At 73.1% G+C, this 19002-nt stretch carries 18 protein-coding genes; 11 read left to right on the top strand and 7 right to left on the bottom strand.

Going from position 1 to position 19002, the window contains the following annotated elements; all coding sequences use genetic code 11:
- Positions 1-25: 25 nt before the first annotated feature.
- From ACIGAN_RS17195 to mscL, 6 genes are all read left to right on the top strand, one after another.
- Positions 26-1555, top strand: a complete 1530-nt coding sequence (locus ACIGAN_RS17195; protein ID WP_365098237.1) for a potassium/proton antiporter — start codon at positions 26-28, stop codon at positions 1553-1555.
- Positions 1556-1884: 329 nt separating this feature from the next.
- A complete protein-coding gene (locus ACIGAN_RS17190) occupies positions 1885-3177 on the top strand; it encodes an MFS transporter (protein ID WP_365098239.1) in 1293 nt (430 codons plus the stop codon).
- A gap of 66 nt (positions 3178-3243) precedes the next feature.
- The gene (locus ACIGAN_RS17185) at positions 3244-3549 is read left to right on the top strand and encodes an FmdB family zinc ribbon protein (RefSeq protein WP_399858329.1); all 306 of its coding nucleotides are present in this window, start codon (positions 3244-3246) and stop codon (positions 3547-3549) included.
- A gap of 77 nt (positions 3550-3626) precedes the next feature.
- Positions 3627-4514, top strand: coding sequence for an S-methyl-5'-thioadenosine phosphorylase (locus tag ACIGAN_RS17180; RefSeq protein ID WP_365735957.1), 888 nt, complete (start codon positions 3627-3629; stop codon positions 4512-4514).
- Between the two features lie 258 nt (positions 4515-4772).
- On the top strand, positions 4773-5318 hold the full coding sequence (locus ACIGAN_RS17175) for a hypothetical protein (protein WP_399858607.1): 546 nt from the start codon (positions 4773-4775) through the stop codon (positions 5316-5318).
- A gap of 150 nt (positions 5319-5468) precedes the next feature.
- Positions 5469-5927 carry a large conductance mechanosensitive channel protein MscL gene (mscL, locus tag ACIGAN_RS17170; RefSeq protein WP_365098245.1) on the top strand — a complete coding sequence of 153 codons (459 nt, stop codon included), beginning with the start codon at positions 5469-5471 and terminating at the stop codon, positions 5925-5927.
- Positions 5928-5979: 52 nt separating this feature from the next.
- Here mscL and ACIGAN_RS17165 read toward each other — a convergent pair whose 3' ends face one another.
- The gene (locus ACIGAN_RS17165) at positions 5980-6159 is read right to left on the bottom strand and encodes a hypothetical protein (RefSeq protein ID WP_365098247.1); all 180 of its coding nucleotides are present in this window, start codon (positions 6157-6159) and stop codon (positions 5980-5982) included.
- Positions 6160-6215: 56 nt separating this feature from the next.
- On the opposite strand from ACIGAN_RS17165, the gene ACIGAN_RS17160 reads away from it, so the two are divergent.
- From ACIGAN_RS17160 to ACIGAN_RS17145, 4 genes are all read left to right on the top strand, one after another.
- Entirely contained in the window at positions 6216-7445 is a 1230-nt protein-coding gene (locus tag ACIGAN_RS17160; protein WP_399858325.1) for a low temperature requirement protein A, read from the top strand.
- Between the two features lie 60 nt (positions 7446-7505).
- Positions 7506-8546, top strand: coding sequence for a P1 family peptidase (locus ACIGAN_RS17155; protein WP_399858322.1), 1041 nt, complete (start codon positions 7506-7508; stop codon positions 8544-8546).
- Between the two features lie 337 nt (positions 8547-8883).
- Positions 8884-10101 (top strand): L,D-transpeptidase, encoded by a 1218-nt coding sequence (locus ACIGAN_RS17150; protein ID WP_399858319.1) that lies wholly within the window; start codon positions 8884-8886, stop codon positions 10099-10101.
- Positions 10102-10280: 179 nt separating this feature from the next.
- Positions 10281-11027, top strand: coding sequence for a DUF6227 family protein (locus ACIGAN_RS17145; RefSeq protein WP_365098255.1), 747 nt, complete (start codon positions 10281-10283; stop codon positions 11025-11027).
- 16 nt (positions 11028-11043) lie between these two features.
- Here the strand turns inward: ACIGAN_RS17145 and ACIGAN_RS17140 are convergent, their stop codons facing one another.
- The 5 genes from ACIGAN_RS17140 to ACIGAN_RS17120 form a co-directional block, all read right to left on the bottom strand.
- Entirely contained in the window at positions 11044-11199 is a 156-nt protein-coding gene (locus tag ACIGAN_RS17140) for a hypothetical protein (RefSeq protein WP_365098256.1), read from the bottom strand.
- A gap of 168 nt (positions 11200-11367) precedes the next feature.
- Complete coding sequence (locus ACIGAN_RS17135) at positions 11368-13419, bottom strand: PTS fructose transporter subunit IIABC (protein ID WP_399858315.1); 2052 nt, start codon at positions 13417-13419, stop codon at positions 11368-11370.
- 163 nt (positions 13420-13582) lie between these two features.
- Entirely contained in the window at positions 13583-14530 is a 948-nt protein-coding gene (gene pfkB, locus ACIGAN_RS17130) for a 1-phosphofructokinase (RefSeq protein ID WP_365098260.1), read from the bottom strand.
- Positions 14527-15288, bottom strand: coding sequence for a DeoR/GlpR family DNA-binding transcription regulator (locus ACIGAN_RS17125; RefSeq protein ID WP_365098262.1), 762 nt, complete (start codon positions 15286-15288; stop codon positions 14527-14529). Before ACIGAN_RS17125 ends, pfkB begins: the two co-directional genes overlap by 4 nt.
- A gap of 161 nt (positions 15289-15449) precedes the next feature.
- Positions 15450-16946: an MFS transporter gene (locus ACIGAN_RS17120; RefSeq protein WP_399858311.1), complete on the bottom strand. Its 1497-nt coding sequence runs from the start codon at positions 16944-16946 to the stop codon at positions 15450-15452.
- A 62-nt stretch (positions 16947-17008) separates the two neighbouring features.
- Between ACIGAN_RS17120 and ACIGAN_RS17115 the strand changes: the two genes are divergently transcribed.
- On the top strand, positions 17009-17980 hold the full coding sequence (locus ACIGAN_RS17115; RefSeq protein WP_399858309.1) for a helix-turn-helix transcriptional regulator: 972 nt from the start codon (positions 17009-17011) through the stop codon (positions 17978-17980).
- Positions 17981-18038: 58 nt separating this feature from the next.
- Here the strand turns inward: ACIGAN_RS17115 and ACIGAN_RS17110 are convergent, their stop codons facing one another.
- Positions 18039-18815, bottom strand: a complete 777-nt coding sequence (locus ACIGAN_RS17110; RefSeq protein WP_399858306.1) for a TetR/AcrR family transcriptional regulator — start codon at positions 18813-18815, stop codon at positions 18039-18041.
- Positions 18816-19002 lie beyond the last annotated feature (187 nt).

The following is a 19002-nucleotide window of genomic DNA, read 5'->3' as shown; positions in this document are numbered from 1 at the left end:
GCGATGTACGTGAGCCCACGCGCGCGTGTGTGCGGGCCAGGAAAGGATTCGGCCGCTGACTGTCCACCACCTCAACCAGCTCCTGCTCGTCTGCTCGCTCGTCCTGCTCGTCGCCGTCGCAGCGGTACGGATCTCCTCGCGCAGCGGGCTCCCCAGCCTGCTCGTGTACCTGGGCATCGGCGTCGCCATGGGTCAGGACGGCATCGGGGACATCCACTTCGACAACGCCGAGCTGACCCAGGTCATCGGGTACGCGGCGCTGGTCGTGATCCTGGCCGAGGGCGGTCTGGGCACGAAGTGGAAGGAGATCGAGCCGGTCATGCCGGCCGCCACGGCACTGGCGCTGGCCGGTGTCGCGGTGAGCGTCGGGGTCACGGCGTCGGCCGCGCACTACCTGGTCGGGCTGGAGTGGCGGCAGGCGCTGATCATCGGGGCGGTGGTCTCCTCGACGGACGCGGCGGCCGTGTTCTCCGTGCTGCGCAAGATCCCCCTGCCCGCGCGCGTGAAGGGCACGCTGGAGGCGGAGTCCGGCTTCAACGACGCCCCCGTGGTCATCCTCGTGGTGGCCCTGTCCACCGCCGGACCCGTCGAGCACTGGTACGTGCTGCTGGGCGAGATCCTGCTGGAGCTGGCGATCGGCGCGGCCATCGGGCTCGCCGTGGGCTGGCTCGGCTCCTGGGGGCTCAGGCACGTGGCGCTGCCCGCGTCCGGCCTGTACCCGATCGCCGTCCTGGCGATCGCCGTGGTGGCCTACGCGGCGGGCGCCCTGGCCCACGGCAGCGGCTTCCTCGCCGTCTACCTGGCCGCGATGGTGATGGGCAACGCCCGCCTGCCGCACTGGCCGGCCACCCGCGGGTTCGCCGACGGGCTCGGCTGGCTGGCGCAGATCGGCATGTTCGTGATGCTCGGCCTGCTGGTCACCCCGCACGAGCTGGGCGACGACATCGTGCCCGCGCTGGTCATCGGGCTGGTCCTGACGGTGGTGGCGCGTCCGCTGGGCGTGTTCGCCTGCCTGCTCCCCTTCCGGGTGCCCTGGCGGGAGTCGGCGCTGATGTCCTGGGCCGGGCTGCGCGGGGCGGTGCCCATCATCCTGGCGACCATCCCGATGGTGAAGGGCGTCGACGGCAGCGGCCGGATCTTCAACATCGTCTTCGTCCTGGTCGTCGTCTACACCCTCGTCCAGGGCCCGACGCTGCCCTGGCTGGGCCGCACGCTGCGCCTGGGCGAAGGGTCGGAGGCGGCCGACCTCGGCATCGAGTCGGCGCCGCTGGAGCGGCTGCGCGGGCACCTGCTGTCCGTCGCGATCCCCGACGGGTCGAAGATGCACGGCGTGGAGGTGGCCGAGCTGCGGCTGCCGCACGGCGCCGCCGTGACGCTCGTGGTGCGCGGGGGCGAGTCCTTCGTGCCGCTGCCGACGACGATATTGCAGCGGGGCGACGAGCTCCTGGTGGTCGCCACCGACCCCGTCCGGGACGCGACCGAGAGCCGGCTGCGGGCGGTCGGGCACGGCGGCAAGCTGGCCGGCTGGCTGGGAACGGACGGGCCGGGTTCCTGACGGGCCGGGTTCCCTGACGGGCCTGATTCGCTGACGGGCCGGTTTCCCCGACGGGCGTCGGCTGATCATTTTTCCCGGTTTGGCATTGCAAGGCGGGCAGCGGCATGGTGCTCGTTTTCACAGGCACCGGGGACCTTGATCCCTGTAGGATGAAGGGCGTACCCAGATCGAACCAACTCTGCCTGACGCAGAGCTGGCGCGACCGTATGGCGGTCGGGACACCCCTCCTCACCGGGCCCCGGCATCTACCGCAGTTCCGCGCAAGAGGACAGCTCTCGGCGCCGCCCGCTGACGCGGCCGCGCTACCAGGCGGCAGAAAGGCACGGGCCGTGGCATCCACGGTCACCTCGAAGACGTCGGAGAACCCGCCGGCTTCCGCCCGCCCGGGATACGGCCGGCTGCTGCGCACCCGCGGCGCCTGGACGTTCCTGCTCCCCGGTTTCGCGGCGCGCCAGCCGTTCGCGATGCTGACGATCTCCATCGTGCTGCTGGTGCAGCACACCACCGGCTCCTACGGGGCGGCGGGCGCCGCGGCGGCCGTCACCGGTGTCTCCATGGCCCTGTTCGCGCCCTACAGCGGCCGCCTCGCCGACCGCTACGGGCAGCGCGCGGTGCTGATCCCGGGCGTGCTGCTGCACGCCGCGTCCGGGCTGACACTGACGGCGCTGGCGCTGATGGACGCGCCCCTGTGGGCGCTGTTCGCGGCGGCCGTCCCGACCGGCGCCTCGGTCCCCCAGGTCGGGCCGATGGTGCGGGCCCGCTGGGGCGTCACACTCAAGGGCTCGCCCCTGATGACCACCGCGGCGGCCTTCGAGTCCGTCACGGACGAGCTGACCTTCGTCGTCGGGCCGCTGCTGGCCACCGCCCTGTGCACCGCCGTCGACCCGGCCGCCGGGCTGGTCACGGAGGCCGGGCTCACCCTGGTCGGCGGTCTGCTGTTCGCCGCCCAGAAGCGCACCCAGCCCTCGGTCTCCGGCGGCGGCCACGCGCGCGTGGAGCGCACGTCCGCCCTGCGCGTCCCCGGGGTGCGCGTGCTGATCGTGACCTTCCTCGGCATCGGCACGGTCTTCGGCGGGATGCAGGTCTCCCTGGCGGCGTTCACCGAGTCCATCGGCGAGCCCGGCCTGAACGGCGTGCTGTACGGCGTCTTCGCCGCCGGCAACATGCTCTCCGGCCTCGTCTGCGGCGCCATCGCCTGGAAGGCGGCACCGCACCGGCGCCTGGTCGTCGGCTACACGGCGCTGGCGCTCACCGCCTCGGGCCTGTGGGCCGCCCACTCGGTCCCGGTCCTCGCCGGCCTCGGCCTGCTCGTCGGCATGTGCATCGCGCCCGCGCTGATCACCGGCTACACCCTGGTCGAGGGTCTGGTCCCCGCCGGTGCCCGCACGGAGGCCTTCACCTGGCTGACCGGCGCGGTCGCCCTGGGCCAGGCGGCGGCCGTCACGGTCGCCGGGCAGCTGGAGGACCGCTTCCGGGACGGCGCCGGTTTCCTGGTCCCGATGGGCGGCACCGTGCTGGCCCTGGTGACCCTGCTGGCGCTGCGTTCCCGGCTGTCGCCGAAGGGGCGGGGCCGGACGGTCGCACGTGGCGTGGGTCACCGCGTGCCGGTGGCAGTGGACTGAGCGGCCGGAATACGTCACTATGGAGCGTCGTTAGCACTCATCGAGTGAGAGTGCCAGGAGGAGACAGTGCCCACCTACCAGTACCAGTGCACCGAGTGCGGCGAGGGCCTCGAGGCGGTGCAGAAGTTCACCGACGACGCCCTCACCGAGTGCCCCAACTGCCAGGGCCGCCTGAAGAAGGTGTTCTCGGCGGTCGGCATTGTCTTCAAGGGCTCCGGCTTCTACCGGAACGACAGCCGCGGCTCCTCGTCGAGCAGCTCCCCGGCGTCGAAGTCGTCGAGCTCCTCCTCGTCGTCCTCGGACTCCGGCTCGTCGACCTCCTCGTCGAGCGCGGGCAGCAGCTCCACGAGCAGCAGCACCACCGCCGCCTGAGATCTGATTCCTCCGGGACCCTGCCGCCTCCGGGCGACGGGGTCCTCGGCGTTTGTGCGTGCGGTTAAGGTGCGGGCATGGCGAACAACGCGAACGCGGCGACCTCGGCGGACCCGGCGGACCCGGCGGGCCAGAGGGGCGCCGAGATCGGCGTCATCGGCGGCTCAGGGTTCTACTCCTTCCTCGACGACGTGACCGAGATCCAGGTCGACACCCCGTACGGACCGCCCAGCGACTCCCTCTTCCTCGGTGAGGTCGCCGGGCGGCGGGTCGCCTTCCTGCCCCGGCACGGACGGGGCCACCACCTGCCGCCGCACCGGATCAACTACCGGGCCAACCTGTGGGCGCTGCGGTCGGTCGGCGTGCGCCAGGTGCTCGCCCCCTGCGCGGTGGGCGGTCTGCGCCCCCAGTACGGGCCGGGCACGCTGCTGGTGCCGGACCAGCTGGTCGACCGCACCAAGTCCCGTGCGAACACCTACTTCGACGGACTGCCGCTGCCCGACGGCACGGTGCCCCACGTGGTGCACGTGTCGCTGGCCGACCCCTACTGCCCCACCGGGCGGGCCGTCGCGCTGAAGGCGGCGCGCGGGCGGGACTGGGAGCCGGTGGACGGCGGCACGCTGGTGGTGGTCGAGGGACCGCGCTTCTCGACCCGTGCCGAATCGTTGTGGCACCAGGCGCAGGGCTGGTCCGTGGTGGGCATGACCGGCCATCCCGAGGCGGCGCTCGCCCGCGAGCTGGAGCTCTGCTACACGTCCCTGACGCTGGTCACCGATCTCGACGCCGGTGCGGAGACCGGCGAGGGCGTCTCCCACGACGAGGTGCTGCGCGTGTTCTCGGCGAACGTGGACCGGTTGCGGGGGGTGCTGTTCGACGCGGTGGCCGGACTGCCGCGGACGGACGAGCGGGAGTGCCTGTGTGTGAGCGCGCTGGGCGGCATGGACCCCGGGATCGCCTTGCCGTAGCCGCTGTGCGAGCCCTTCAGGGTCGGGTGGCCGGGGCGGAACTCGCCGTTCGGGTGAGGGAGTTGTCCACAGCCCGGGGGTGGGTCCACAGGCCTGAGCGGGATGCGGCGGGACGCCTCATCGTGGGGAGCGCAAGCCGTTCCCTCGTCGCAGGTGGTGGTCTCCGTGTCCCTCGCTCGCCCTTCGTCCGCGCCGCCGTCCCCCTCCTGGTCCGTCGCACCGGGCCCGCCCGGGGCCGAGGTCCCCGCCACCCGCGAGGTGCCGGGGTTCGACCCGGTCCGGGTGCGCGGCCGGTGCCGCTCGGGCCGGCTCGTGCGGCACCGGCGGCGGGCCGTCGCGGCCGGGCTGGCGGTCACGGCGACCGCCCTGGTGGCGGCGGGCCCGCGCGACGCCGACGGGGCCCGCGGTCATCCCCGGGCGCAGTCCCCCGCCCGCACGGCCCCGCTCTCCCGCGAGCAATCCGGTGAGCACCCCGGTGAGCAATCCGGTGGGCAATCCGGTGAGCACTCCGCCCGGACCCACCGCGCGGCCGGTGCTATGACGGCCCCGGTCCGGATCGCCGACGCCGCGACCGTACGGCTGCTGCGGCCCGGTGACCGCGTCGACGTCATCGCCGCCGAGGAGACGGCGACGGGCGGGGACGCCCGGGTCGTCGCGCGCGGGGCCCGGGTGACGGAGGTGCCGGAGCCGCTGGAGGGCGCCGTGGACGACGGGGCGCTGATCGTGCTCTCGGTGCCGCGTGCCACCGCCGCCCGGCTGGCCGGCGCGAGCGCCACCGCCCGGCTGGCGGTGACGCTGTGGTGAGCGGCGCGGGGGCGAGGAGTGCGGCGCCGCGGAGCGCGGTTTTGGCCGGTCCCTCGTCGGAGGGACCCACGTGCCCGGTCCGGCCCGACGGTGCCGTAGGTTGCGGAGCGTTTTGTTCCACAAGCTGCTCGTACGAGGAGAGGCCCCCAGGTGAGCGAGAAGAAGGAACCGAGCGTCTGGGAGGGCTTCAAGGCCTTCCTGATGCGTGGGAACGTCGTCGATCTGGCGGTGGCGGTCGTGATCGGTGCCGCCTTCACCAACATCGTCAACGCCGTGGTGAAGGGGATCATCAACCCGGTCGTCGGGGCCATCGGGACCAAGAACCTCGACCACTACAGCTCGTGCCTGAGTTCGACCTGCGAGGGCGAGCAGGGCATCCGCATTCTGTGGGGCTCCGTCCTCGGCGCCACCCTGAGCTTCGTGATCACGGCGGCGGTCGTCTACTTCCTGATGGTCCTGCCCATGGCGAAGTACCTGGCCCGCATGGAGGCCCGCCGCAAGGCGAAGGAGGGCACGCAGGAGGTCATGGAGGTGACCGAGCTGGAGGTGCTGAAGGAGATCCGGGACGCCCTGGTCGCGCAGCGCGGTTCGGGCCACGACCGGCCGTAGCGCTCCGGGCGGCGGCCGTCCGGCGGTTTCGCCGGGGGGTGCGCCGGCTGTCTCAGAGGTGGTGCGGCGGCTTCTCGTCCAGGAAGCGCTTGAGGTCGGCCGCGCCGCCGCCGGAGTCCGTGCGCTCGCCCCAGCCGCGGTCGGTGTCGTCGGCGGACTGCTGGTCGAGCGGGTCGTCGAAGACCAGCGCGGGCCGGGGCGCGCGCGGCTCGGGTTCGTCAGCGGTGCTCATGCGTCCAGGGTACGGTCGCGGAGAAAATCCCGGCGCCTTCTGTTGTGCTGGGACTCATGACCTCCAGCACCCCTCCCCCGCCCGACCTGTCCGACGCGCCCGGCGGCCGGGGACCGCTGCGCCGGCTGAGCGCCCGGGGCCGCGGCGAGGAGCACCGGACGGCCTCGCCGCTGGAGCTCTTCTTCGACCTGTGCTTCGTCGTGGCCGTCGCCCAGGCCGGCGTCCAGTTGGTGCACTCGGTCGCCGAGGGGCACGCGGGCCAGGGGATCGTCGACTACGCGATGGTGTTCTTCGCCCTGTGGTGGGCGTGGATGAACTTCACCTGGTTCGCCTCGGCGTACGACAACGACGACGTGCTGTACCGGGTGGTGACACTGGTGCAGATCGCGGGCGTGCTGGTCCTCGCCGCGGGGGTCTCCCAGGCGTTCGAGGAGCACGAGTACCTCCTGGTCTGGCTGGGCTACGTCATCATGCGGCTCGCCCTGGTGGCGCAGTGGCTGCGGGCGGCCCGGTCGAGCGAGGGCCCGGAGCGGGCGACGGCCCTGCGCTACGCCGGCGGCGTGCTGCTGTGCCAGGTCGGCTGGCTGGGGCTGCTGCTCCTGCCCGAGGGGGCCAGGTCCTGGTGGTTCCTGGCGATGGCGCTGCTGGAGATGTGCGTGCCGCCGTTCGCCGAGCGCGGGTACAACACGGCCTGGCATCCGCGCCACATCGCCGAGCGGTACGGGCTGTTCACCATCATCGTGCTGGGCGAGACGATCGCCGCGGCCACCGTCGCCGTGAAGTCCGGCGTCGACGAGAGCGACGCGCTGGGCGAGCTCCTCCCCATCGCGGCGGGCGGCCTGCTGATCATCTTCGCCGCGTGGTGGCTGTACTTCGTGGTGCCCATCCACGGCCATCTGCGCTCCAACCGGCAGGCGTTCCTGTGGGGCTACGGCCACTACCTGGTGTTCGCCTCGGCGGCCGCGATCGGGGCGGGGCTGGAGGTGGCGGTGGAGCAGACGGTCGGCAAGGCCCACATCTCCACGCTGGCGGCGTCGGCCGCGGTCACCCTGCCGACGGCCCTGTACCTGCTGACCCTGTGGGCGCTGCACTCCCGCCACTTCAAGGTGGGCATCACCCAGCAGCTGGTGCTGCCGACGACGGCGCTGCTGGTGATCTGCTGCACGTTCGTGGGCGACTGGGCGGTGCTCACGGCGGGTGTGGTGTGCGCGCTGTCGGTGGTGGCGGGAGAGACACTGGCGACCCGTCCGGCGAGGTCCCACGCCGCTTCGGGCCGGGCGGCCTGAGCCGGCACCGCCCGGCCGTGCCGGTCCGCGCGGGCCGCGCTGTGGACGAGACTGTGCGCCATGACAGTCGAAGCTCGGGTGGACGCTCTGACGGATGTGGCCGGTCTGCGGGTGGGGCACGCGACCCGCGCCGGCGACGGCTGGCTCACCGGCACCACGGTCGTGCTCGCCCCAAAGGGCGGCGCCGTGGCCGCCGTGGACGTACGGGGCGGCGGTCCCGGCACCAAGGAGACGGACGCGCTGGATCCGCGCAACGTGGTGCGGAAGGTCGAGGCGGTGGTGCTGACCGGCGGCAGCGCGTACGGGCTGGACGCGGCGTCGGGCGTGATGGCCTGGCTGGAGGAGCGGGGGCGCGGGATCCGGGTCGGGGCGGACCCGGCGCACGTGGTGCCGGTGGTGCCCGCGGCGTGTGTCTTCGATCTGGGGCGCGGCGGCGACTTCCGGGCCCGCCCCGACGCGGCCCTGGGGCGGGCCGCGGTCGAGGCGGCCGCGGCGAGCGAGCCGGGCGCGCGGGTGCCGCAGGGGTGTGTGGGCGCCGGCACGGGCGCGGTCGTCGGGGTGGTGAAGGGCGGCGTCGGCAGCGCGAGCACGGTGCTCGGCTCGGGCGTGACGGTGGCGGCGCTGGCGGTGGCCAACGCGGCGGGGTCGGTGCTGGATCCGGAAACGGGGGTGCTGTACGGGGAGTTGTTCCAGGGGCGGGTCGAGTACCCGCGGCCGGAGGTGCACGAGGCCGCGCGGCGGCGGCTGGCGGAGACGTCCGCGCGCAGCGCGCCGCCGCCGCTCAACACCACGCTCGCCGTGGTCGCCACGGACGCCGGCCTGACGAAGGCGCAGGCGCAGAAGCTGGCCGGCACGGCCCACGACGGCATCGCCCGCGCGGTGCGGCCGGTGCATCTGCTGAACGACGGGGACACGGTGTTCGCGCTGGCGACGGGCGAGCGCGCCCTGGACGCGGCGGATCCGCTCGCGCTCAACGAGGTCCTGGCGGCGGGCGCGGACGTCGTGACCCGGGCGATCGTCCGGGCCGTGCGGGCCGCCGAGCCGGTCGACGGACCGGGTGGGGCGTGGCCGTCGTACGGCGAGTTGTACCCCGGGCACTGAACGGGGCGTCCGCGCACGCCGACGACACGACGGACCGTGCGCGCGCAGGACGGTCACAACGGCCGTCCGCACACGCCGACGGCACAACGGACCGTCCTCGCAAAGCACAGTCGCAACGGACCGCCGCGCACGCCGATGAACACGCCGGACCGTCCGCGCACGGCAGGGTCACACCGGCCGTCCACGCACGGTGATGTTACGGCGGAGCCGGACTTTGTCGCGGTTTCGTCACGTGACGGCGTTCACCGCGCACGGACGGAACCCGGCCGGGTGCCGCTCCCCTCTTCTCCCACGTACTGGAGCGGATCACGCACCTCACACGAACTGGGAGCAGCCCGTGACAACGCCGAACATTTCAGCGCGGCGCACTCTGGGGGCCTGTGCCGCCCTGGTGGTCGGCGCCCTGACGCTCACCGCCTGCGGTGGCAGCGCCAACGCCGAGGGCGACGAGAAGGGCGGCGGGGGCGCCACGAAGACGTCCGTGGCGAAGATCGCCATCTCGGCCGAGGACGGCTCGACCGGCGCGTCCATCAACACGACCGGCGTGAAGGTCAGCGACGGCAAGCTGACGGACGTGAAGATGACGGTGGCGGACGGCGGGCAGGCCGTGCCGGGCTCGCTCTCCGCGGACGGCCGGGTGTGGAAGCCCAAGGAGCAGCTGGAGCGCGGGACGAAGTACCGGATATCCGCGACCGCCGAGGACGCCGACGGCCGGACGGCGGCGGCCAACTCCGTCTTCACGACGGTGACGACGTCGAACAGCTTCATCGGGACGTACACGCCGGACGACGGCACCACGGTCGGGGTCGGCATGCCGGTGTCGTTCACCTTCGACAAGGCGATCACCGACCGCAAGGCCGTGCAGTCGCACATCTCGGTCACGTCCAGCAGTGGGCAGAAGGTGGTCGGGCACTGGTTCAACGGGCAGCGGCTCGACTTCCGGCCCGAGGAGTACTGGAAGGCCGGGTCCAAGGTCACCATGAAGATCGACCTGGACGGGGTCGAGGGCGCCAACGGCGTGTTCGGCGTGCAGAAGAAGACGGTCACCTTCACGGTGGGGCGCTCGCAGGTCTCCACGGTCGACGCGAACACGCAGACCATGACCGTCGTACGGGACGGCAAGACGCTCAAGTCGGTCCCGATCTCCACCGGCGACGCGCAGCACACCACGTACAACGGGCAGATGGTGATCTCCGAGAAGTTCGTGCAGACGCGGATGAACAGCCGGACGGTCGGGCTGGGCGGCGAGTACGACATCCCGGACGTGCCGCACGCGATGCGCCTGACGACGTCGGGGACGTTCCTGCACGGCAACTACTGGTACGACAAGGGCAACCCGCCCTTCGGCCGCAAGGGCACCAGCCACGGCTGTGTGGGTCTCGCCGACGTCCGCGGTGCCGGGGGCGACACCCCCGCCAAGTGGTTCTACGACAACTCCCTGATCGGGGACGTGGTGATCGTCAAGAACTCGCCCGACAAGACGGTGGGCCCGGACAACGGGCTCAACGGATGGAACATGGACTGGAGCCAGTGGGTCGCGGGCAGCGCCTCCTGACCTGAGCAAGCATCAACCCAGCAGGGGTTTTTGACGGACCGACGGGGCCGCGCGGGAACTTTTCGCGCGGCCCGCGCGTTTTCCCGGACGTACGTTTTCTCGGTTCCCGGACATGATGTCCGACCGAGGGGCTACGGTATGCACCCACAAGGTGACATGCAGCAACGCCGGGAGAAACCTTGAGCGTTCCGTACGAGACGGCAGCGTACGAACCCCATGACTCGCCCGAGTCTCCGGAGGAGCACCTCGCGCGACTCCTCGGCCGTGCCCTGAACTCGTTCGAGCTACCGGACGAGACGATAAGGCGGCTGGACTGCGCGCTGGCGCACGACGGTTCACTCCACTCCGCGCACCACAGCGCGGGCCTGCACCGGGAGACGTACCGGCACACCTGGCTGCTGGCCGACGGCTCGGCGCTCACGCTCTGGGAGCTCGTCCACAACACCGCGCCGGGCCGGGAGCCGCAGCACGAGGTGTACGTCGACGAGGAGGAGCTGCGGGCCGCGACCTCGCGGCTCCCGCTGCCGCCGGACACACCGGACTTCGAGCTGCCGGTGACGGTGCAGCTGTCCCCCGCCCCCACGCCCCGGCACGCCTACGCGGCGGAGGACTCGGCGGATCACGCCCGCCGGTTACTGCGCCGGGCGGAGAACGCGGACCGGCCGGGCGCGGAGACGGCGGCCCGGCTGGCCACGGCGTCCGGTCACCTGATCACGCAGGCCTTCGGCCGCCCCTGCCGCGCCGGCCGGGCGGGGCTGGGCTTCTCGCTCTACGAGCACGCGTTCCTGCTGCCCGACGGCGAGGAGGTGTCCCTGTGGGAGGTCGAGCACACGGCGACGCCGGACGGGCGGCACATGTGCGAGGTGTACGCGAGCGAGGACGCGGCGCGTGAGGCGATGGAGCGGCGGGCGGCGCAGCTGTCGTGAGCCGCGCCGCGGCGGGTCAGTCGCCTTCGGCGAGGCGGCGTACCAGCGCGGCGAAGGCTTCTTCTTCCTCGGGGGTCAGGTCCACGGACTCCGACCGGGAGCCCGTTTGCCGCTGGCGCGGGAGGGCGGGGAGGGAGTGGCCCTCGGGCCACCGGGAGACGTGATCGGGCATGCGCCCCAGTGAACACCACGGCCCCGGGACATCGGTCCCGGGCCGTGATTTTCGTGATCTATCTCGCAGGTGGCATGAACGGCTCACACACCCCGAAAGGGACGTCCTGGCGCGGTCTCACGCCCCTGGCGGGCCTTCGCCCCGCCGTACCTCACGTCCCGCCGGGCCTCAGGCCGCCACCGGCTGCTTGCGTTCCGCAGCCGGGGCCGCGGCGTCCTCGCCGGGGGTCGTGGTGGCGCCGGGTGCGGGCGTGCGCAGGCCCTTCAGGACGACGACCAGGGCGGTGGTGACGCAGACGCCCGCGGCGATGGCGACCAGGTAGAGCAGCGGGTTGCCGATCAGCGGGACCACGAAGATGCCGCCGTGCGGGGCGCGCAGGGTGGCGCCGAAGGCCATCGACAGGGCGCCGGTGAGCGCGCCGCCCGCCATCGAGGCGGGGATGACGCGCAGCGGGTCGGCCGCCGCGAAGGGGATCGCGCCCTCGGAGATGAAGGAGGCGCCGAGCACCCAGGCGGCCTTGCCGTTCTCGCGTTCGGTGCGGGTGAAGAGCTTGCCGCGCACGGTCGTGGCGAGGGCCATCGCCAGCGGCGGGACCATGCCGGCGGCCATCACCGCGGCCATGATCTTCATCGCCGAGTCGCTGGGGGTGGCGACGGCGATGCCGGCGGTGGCGAAGGTGTAGGCGACCTTGTTGACGGGACCGCCGAGGTCGAAGCACATCATCAGGCCGAGGAGGGCGCCGAGCAGGACGGCGTTGGAGCCGGACAGGCCGTTCAGCCAGTCGGTCATGCCCTTCTGGGCCTCGGCGATGGGCTTGCCGATGACGACGAACATCAGGAACCCGACGATCGCCGAGGAGATCAGCGGGATCACCACCACCGGCATGATGCCGCGCATCGCCGCCGGGATCCTCACCTTCTGGATGGCGATCACCACGCCACCGGCGATGAGGCCGGCGGCCAGACCGCCGAGGAAGCCCGCGTTGATGGTGAGCGAGATCGCTCCGCCGACGAAGCCGGGGACCAGGCCGGGGCGGTCGGCCATGCCGTAGGCGATGTAGCCGGCGAGGACCGGGACGAGGAAGCCGAAGGCGACGCCGCCGATCTGGAAGAGCAGGGCCGCCCAGCTGTCGGCCTGCGTCCACAGGAAGTGGTCCATCACCGACGGCGCCTTGTTGATCTTGTATCCGCCGATCGCGAAGCCGAGGGCGATCAGCAGACCGCCCGCCGCGACGAACGGGACCATGTAACTGACGCCGGACATCAGCCACTTGCGCAGCTTGGTGCCGTAGCCCTCGCCGGAGTCGCCGGAGCGCTCCACGGGGGTGGCAGGGGCGGATCCGGCGGTGACCTCGCCGCGGGCGGCCTTCTCGCGGACCTCGGCGATGAGTTCGGCGGGGCGGTTGATGCCCGCCTTCACGCCGACGTCGACGGTCGGCTTGCCGGCGAAGCGTTCCTTCTCCCGTACGGGCACGTCGTGGGCGAAGATCACGGCGTCGGCGGCCGCGATGACCGCCGGGTCGAGCCGGGTGAAACCGGCCGAGCCCTGGGGCTCGACGGTGAGTTCGACGCCCGCCTCGCGGCCGGCGTTCTCCAGCGACTCGGCCGCCATGTAGGTGTGGGCGATGCCCGTGGGGCAGGAGGTGACGGCGACGATCCGGAACGGGCGGTCCCCGCCCGCGGCAGCACCGTCGCCGGCGGTGGCCGTGGCGGCGGCGGGAGAGGCCGCTCCCGCCGACGCCACGGGGTCTGCGGAGGCCGCCCCCGCGGGCGCCGCCGGCTCGTCGCCGCGGATCAGCGCCGCGGCGGCGGCCGGGTCGGCCACCGCGCGCAGGGCGTCGGTGAACTCGCTGTTCATCAGCTGCCGGGCCAGGGACGACAGGATCGTCAGGTGGGCGTCGTCGGCGCCGGCCGGAGCGGCGATCAGGAAGACGAGGTCGGCGGGTCCGTCCGCCGCGCCGAAGTCGATGCCGGCCGTGCTGCGCCCGAAGGCGAGCGTCGGCTCGGTGACGTGCGCGCTGCGGCAGTGCGGGATGCCGATGCCGCCGTCGAGGCCGGTCGGCATCTGGGCCTCGCGGGCGGCCACGTCGGCGAGGAAGCCGTCCAGGTCGGTCACCCGGCCCAGGGCCACCATGCGCTCGGCGAGGGAACGGGCCGCCGCTTCCTTGGTGTCGGCGGACAGGTCGAGGTCGACCAGCTCCGCCGTGATCATGTCGCTCATCGCGGGCTCCTTAGCACGCGTATCGCCCGGTCGGTGGGGTGGGCGGAAAAGGGGACGGGGGTGCGGTGGGGGGTGACGGGAGGGACAGGGGTGACGGGGACGGCGGCGGGGAGTAACGGGGAGGTCCGCCGCCCGGTCGTGGGCGGGCCCTGCACGTCGTGGCTCATGACACCGGCTCCTTCAGCTCACGGTCCGCGGGCAGATCGGAGGTGACCGTCACCGCAGCCGGGTCCAGGTCGGCCGGTGTGGGCATGACGCTGCCGGGCAGCTGGACGGCCGCCGCGCCGTGGGCGACCGCGCTGGCGAGGGCCTCGGGGCCGCTGCCGCCGGCGACGAGGAAACCGGCGAGGGAGGAGTCGCCGGCGCCCACGTTGCTGCGCACGGCGTCCACCCGGGCACTGCCGAACCAGGCGCCCTGGTCCGACACGAGCAACTGCCCGTCCGCGCCGAGGCTGGCGAGGACGGCCCGGGCCCCCATCTCGCGCAGTTCCTCGGCGGCCTTCACGGCGTCGCCGACGGTGGCGAGGGGGCGCCCGACGGCCTCGGACAGTTCCTCGGCGTTGGGCTTGACGACGTCCGGGCGTTCGCGCAGGGCCGCGAGGAGGGCGGGCCCGGAGGTGTCCAGGGCGATCCGGGCTCCGGCCGCGTGGGTGCGGGCGACCAGATCGGCGTACCAGGAGGGGGCGAGGCCGCGCGGGAGGCTGCCGCAGCAGGCGATCCAGGAGGCGTCGCGGGAGAGCCGCCGTACGGTCTCCAGGAGGAGTTCGCGTTCGGCGTCGGTGAGTTCCGGGCCGGGCGCGTTGATCTTCGTCAGGACGCCGTCGGCCTCGGCCAGGGCGATGTTGGAGCGGGTGGCCCCGGCGACCGGGACCGGGGCGACCTCGATGCCCTGCTGGTCGAGCAGTTCGGCGACGAGCGCGCCGGGGGCGCCGCCGAGCGGCAGGACGGCCACCGTGCGCTGCCCGGCGGCGGCGACCGCACGCGAGACGTTCACGCCCTTGCCGCCCGGGTCCATCCGCTCGCCGGTGGCGCGGATGACCTCGCCGCGGTCGAGGGAGGGCACCTCGTAGGTGCGGTCCAGGGAGGGGTTGGGGGTGACGGTGAGGATCATGCGCGCACTACTTCCGTGCCGCCGCGCTCGATCGCGACGGTGTCTTCGGGGCTCAGCCCGCTGTCGGTGATCAGCAGGTCCACATCGCCCAGGTCGCCGAAGCGGGCGAAGTGCTCCTGGCCGTGCTTGGAGGAGTCGGCGAGCAGCACCACCCGGCGGGCGGCGGCCACCGCCGCCCGCTTCACGGCGGCCTCGGCGAGGTCGGGGGTGGTCAGACCGTGTTCGGCGGAGAAGCCGTTGGCGGCGACGAACAGCACGTCGGCGCGGATCTCGCCGTAGGCCCGCAGCGCCCAGGCGTCCACGGCGGCGCGGGTGCGGTGCCGTACGCGGCCGCCGACGAGGTGGAGCTGGATGCCGGGGTGGTCGGCGAGGCGGGCCGCGATGGGCAGGCTGTGCGTGACGACCGTGAGGGAGGCCTCCAGCGGGAGCGCGGCGGCCATGCGGGCCACCGTCGTGCCGGCGTCGAGGATCATCGTGCCCTCGGTCGGCAGCTCCGCCAGGGCGGCCTTGGCGATGCGGTCCTTCTCGTCGGCGGCCGTGGACTCGCGCTCGGCGAGGTCCGGCTCGAAGTCGAGGCGCCCGACCGGGATGGCACCGCCGTGCACCCGGCGGACCAGCCCGGCGCGGTCCAGGGCCTTCAGATCCCGGCGGATGGTCTCCGCGGTCACCTGGAACTCCTCGGCCAGCGACACGACATCCACTCGGCCGCCGTCACGGGCGAGCCGGAGGATCTCCTGCTGCCGTTCCGGTGCGTACATGTCCGTTCGCCTCCGCCTCATGCCCGAACGTGTGGTTTCAGCGGGAGGCTACGCCGAGATGTCCGTGAAGTAAACAGGTTCGGACCCAATCGGGCATGATCAGAAATGCGCGACGGGCCCGGCACCCCACGGTGCCGAGCCCGTCCCCGCCGCCGGACCGGTCAGACCAGCGCCGGCTCCTGCTCCTCCCGCCCGGTCGGCGCCTGCTCGCCCTCCACGTGCTGCGCGGGCCGCTTCGGCAGCGCGAACATCAGCAGGAAGATGGCGCCCATGACCGCGGCGACCCAGCCCAGCGCGTTCTCGAAGGCGTCCGCGAAGGCCGGACCGACCTGCTCCGGGCGCAGGTGCTCGGCGATCGCGCCGAAGAAGACCACCGAGACCAGCCCGAGCCCGAGCGCGTTGCCCATCTGCTGCACGGTGTTGATCAGGCCGGAGGCCGAACCGGAGTGCTCGCGCGGCACCTCGGACAGGATCGCGTCGGTCAGCGGCGCGACGATCAGGCCCATGCCGACGCCCATCACGACCAGCGGCAGGGCCATCTGCCACGGGGTGATGGCGAGGCCGTAGTGGCCGGACTCCCAGATGTAGAGCAGCACTCCGGCCGCCATCACCAGCGCGCCCGCCTGGAGCACCCTGCGTCCGAAGCGCGGCACCAGCAGCTGCACCGACATCCCCGCGGCCGCAGACACGGCGATCGAGAACGGCACCCCGGTGAGCCCGGCCTTCAGCGGGCTCCAGCCCAGCCCGATCTGCATGTACAGCGTCCAGACCAGGAAGAACACGCCGAGTGCGACACCGAAGACGGTCTGCACGGCGATCCCCGCGGCGAAGCTCTTGACCTTGAACAGCGACAGTTCCACCAGCGGCGAGCCGTCCCGCGCGGCCTTGCGCCGCTCGTACGCCACCAGCACCGCGAGGACCACCAGCGAGCCGGCCATCGACAGGTGCCCCCACAGCGGCCAGCCGAGCTCACGGCCGCGGGTGAGCGGGTAGATCAGCATCAGCAGGCCCAGCGTCACCAGCGCGACGCCCACGAGGTCGAGCTTCAGCGCCCGCGGCGCCCTGGACTCGGTGATGAAGCGGCTGCCGAGGACCAGGCCCGCGATCCCCACGGGCAGGTTGATCAGGAAGATCGAGCGCCACTCCCAGCCGAACAGGTTCCACTCGGTCAGCAGCGCGCCGAGCAGCGGGCCGGACACGGCACCGAGGCCGACGACCGCGCCGAACAGCCCGAACACCTTGCCCCGCTCGTGCGCCGGGAAGGTCGCGTGCACGATCGACAGCACCTGCGGCACCATCAGCGCCGCCATGGCGCCCTGCAGGAACCGCGAGGCGACCAGCATCTCGGGGTTCACCGCGAGACCGCACAGCGCGGAGGCGACGGTGAAGCCCCCTATGCCGACGAGGAAGACGCGCTTGCGGCCGTGGATGTCGCCGAGCCGACCGCCGGTGATCAGCCCGGCGGCGAAGGCGAGGGCGTAGCCGGCGGTGATCCACTGGATCTCGCTGAAGGACGCGCCCGCGTCCCGCTGGATCGACGGGATGGCGATGTTGACGATGGTCACGTCGACGAGGTCCATGAAGGCCGCGGTCATCACGATCGCGAGGGCGAACCAGCGGCGCCGGTCCGTGCCCGAAGGGGTCTCGGTGGAGTTCATGCACCGACCGTAGAAGCCCAATAGGTCAGATCGTGTCCTAGTGGTACGGCATCCTCGACGGCATGACGACGGACACCCCGGCCCGGCTGCTGACGCTCCTCTCCCTCCTCCAGACGCCCCGCGAATGGCCCGGCGGCGAGCTCGCCGACCGGCTCGGGGTCTCCCGCCGCACGGTCCGGCGCGACATCGACCGGCTCCGTGAACTCGGCTATCCCGTCCAGGCGACCAAGGGCACCGACGGGGGTTACCGGCTCGTCGCCGGCAAGGCCATGCCACCGCTGGTGCTCGACGACGAGGAGGCGGTGGCCATCGCGGTCGGCCTGCGCGCCGGGGCCGGGCACGCGGTGGAGGGCCTGGACGAGGCGTCGGTGCGGGCCCTGGCCAAACTGGAGCAGGTCCTGCCGGGCAGGCTGCGCCACCGCGTGACCACCCTGCAGGCCGCCACCACGCCGCTGACCAGCGGGGACGGCCCCAGTATCGCGCCCGAGACGCTGACCGTCATGGCCTCGACGGTGGCCGGGCACGAGCGGCTGCGGTTCGCCTACCGGGCCGCCGACGGCACCGAGTCCCGGCGCCTGACGGAGCCTTACCGGCTGGTGTCGACGGGCCGCCGCTGGTACCTGGTGGCCTACGACCTCGACCGGGACGACTGGCGCACCTTCCGGGTCGACCGGGTGAGCGAGCCGTTCGCCACGGGCGCGCGGTTCACACCGCGCGAGCTGCCGACGGGGAGCGCCGCGGAGTACCTGCGGCGGTCGATGCAACGGCAGCAGCCGACCTACGACTTCGAGGTCACGTTCGCGGCACCGGCCGACTTCATCGCCGCCCGGCTGCCGGGGTGGCTGGGCACGCCCGAGCCGGTGGACGAGCACAACTGCCGGCTGCGCGGGTCCGTCGGGGACGCGACACCGTGGGTGGCCTTCCGGCTGGCCATGCTGGAGTGCGACTTCACCGTCCACGAGCCCCGGGAACTGGTCGACGCCGTACGCGACCTGGGGGCACGGCTGAGCAGGGCGGCCGGGGCGGGGGCGTGAGGGGTGGGGGCGTGGAGGGTGAGCGGCGAAACCCCGGGTGGGCGAAGCCGGGGCCGGGTCACGCACCGAACGGGAAGTTCCGTAGCGCCGCGAGGTTGCGCAGGGCCAGCTCGGCCGGGCTGCCCGGTCCCTCCGTCGGCCCGTCCCCCTCGGCCCACCCCTCCAGCGCGGTCCGCACGGCGGCACTCGCGACGGCGGCGGCGAAACGCAGTTCGGGGGTGTCGCCGGACCGGAGGTCACGAGCCTGGGCAACGTTGTCGGCGCGGTGCGTCGCCGCACCCTCCACAGCCCCGTCCGCACCGGTCTCCACAGCCCTGTCTGCACCGGTCCCCACAGCCCCGTCCGCACCGGTCTCCACAGCCCTGTCTGCACGTGTCACCCGTTCCGCCAGCGCCTCCCCCAGCATGCGCTCGGAGTCCTGGCACACCTCCGCCCACACCCGCCGCAGCGACGGGTTGGCCGCAGCCAGCCGCAGGAGCGTGCGGACCCACTCCCAGGAGGACGCGGAGACGCCCACGCCGGGCGTGAGGGTGTGGCGGACCCCGTCCTCCAGGGCCTGCGCGACACTCACCGTCGCCGGCGCGGCCCGGACCGCCTCCACCCAGCGCTGGGCACCGGCCGCGTACAGCGGGGCGACGGCCTCCTCCTTGGTGGCGAAGTACCGGTAGAAGGTGCGCGGGGCGATGCCGGCGGTCTGGGCGATGTCCTCCGCGCGGGTGGCGCGCAGACCGCGCCGCACGAAGAGACCGGCCGCCGCCCGGGCGATCTCCATGCGGGTCTCGGCCTTGCGCCGCTCGGTCAGCGAGGCCTGGGGGGTGGGGGTGGTGCTGCTCACGAGCGGCAGGCTATGCCCATGTGACACAATCTGCCATCTGGCGGGCCACCCCGTGGTTCAGGTACGGGGTGGCCCGCTCTCCAGCACCGTCCGGCCACGGGTGCGGCCGGTCCCGATCCGCCCGCGGGCGACCCGCACCGCATCGCGCCGCCCTCCGGGCAGGCGCCCGCACCACCGCCCGGCCCGC

Source organism: Streptomyces sp. NPDC085931, assembly GCF_044540565.1.
Classification (GTDB): Bacteria; Actinomycetota; Actinomycetes; order Streptomycetales; family Streptomycetaceae; genus Streptomyces.
Note: the sequence above shows the minus strand (reverse complement) of the source record. Positions and strands in the feature narration are given on the sequence as shown.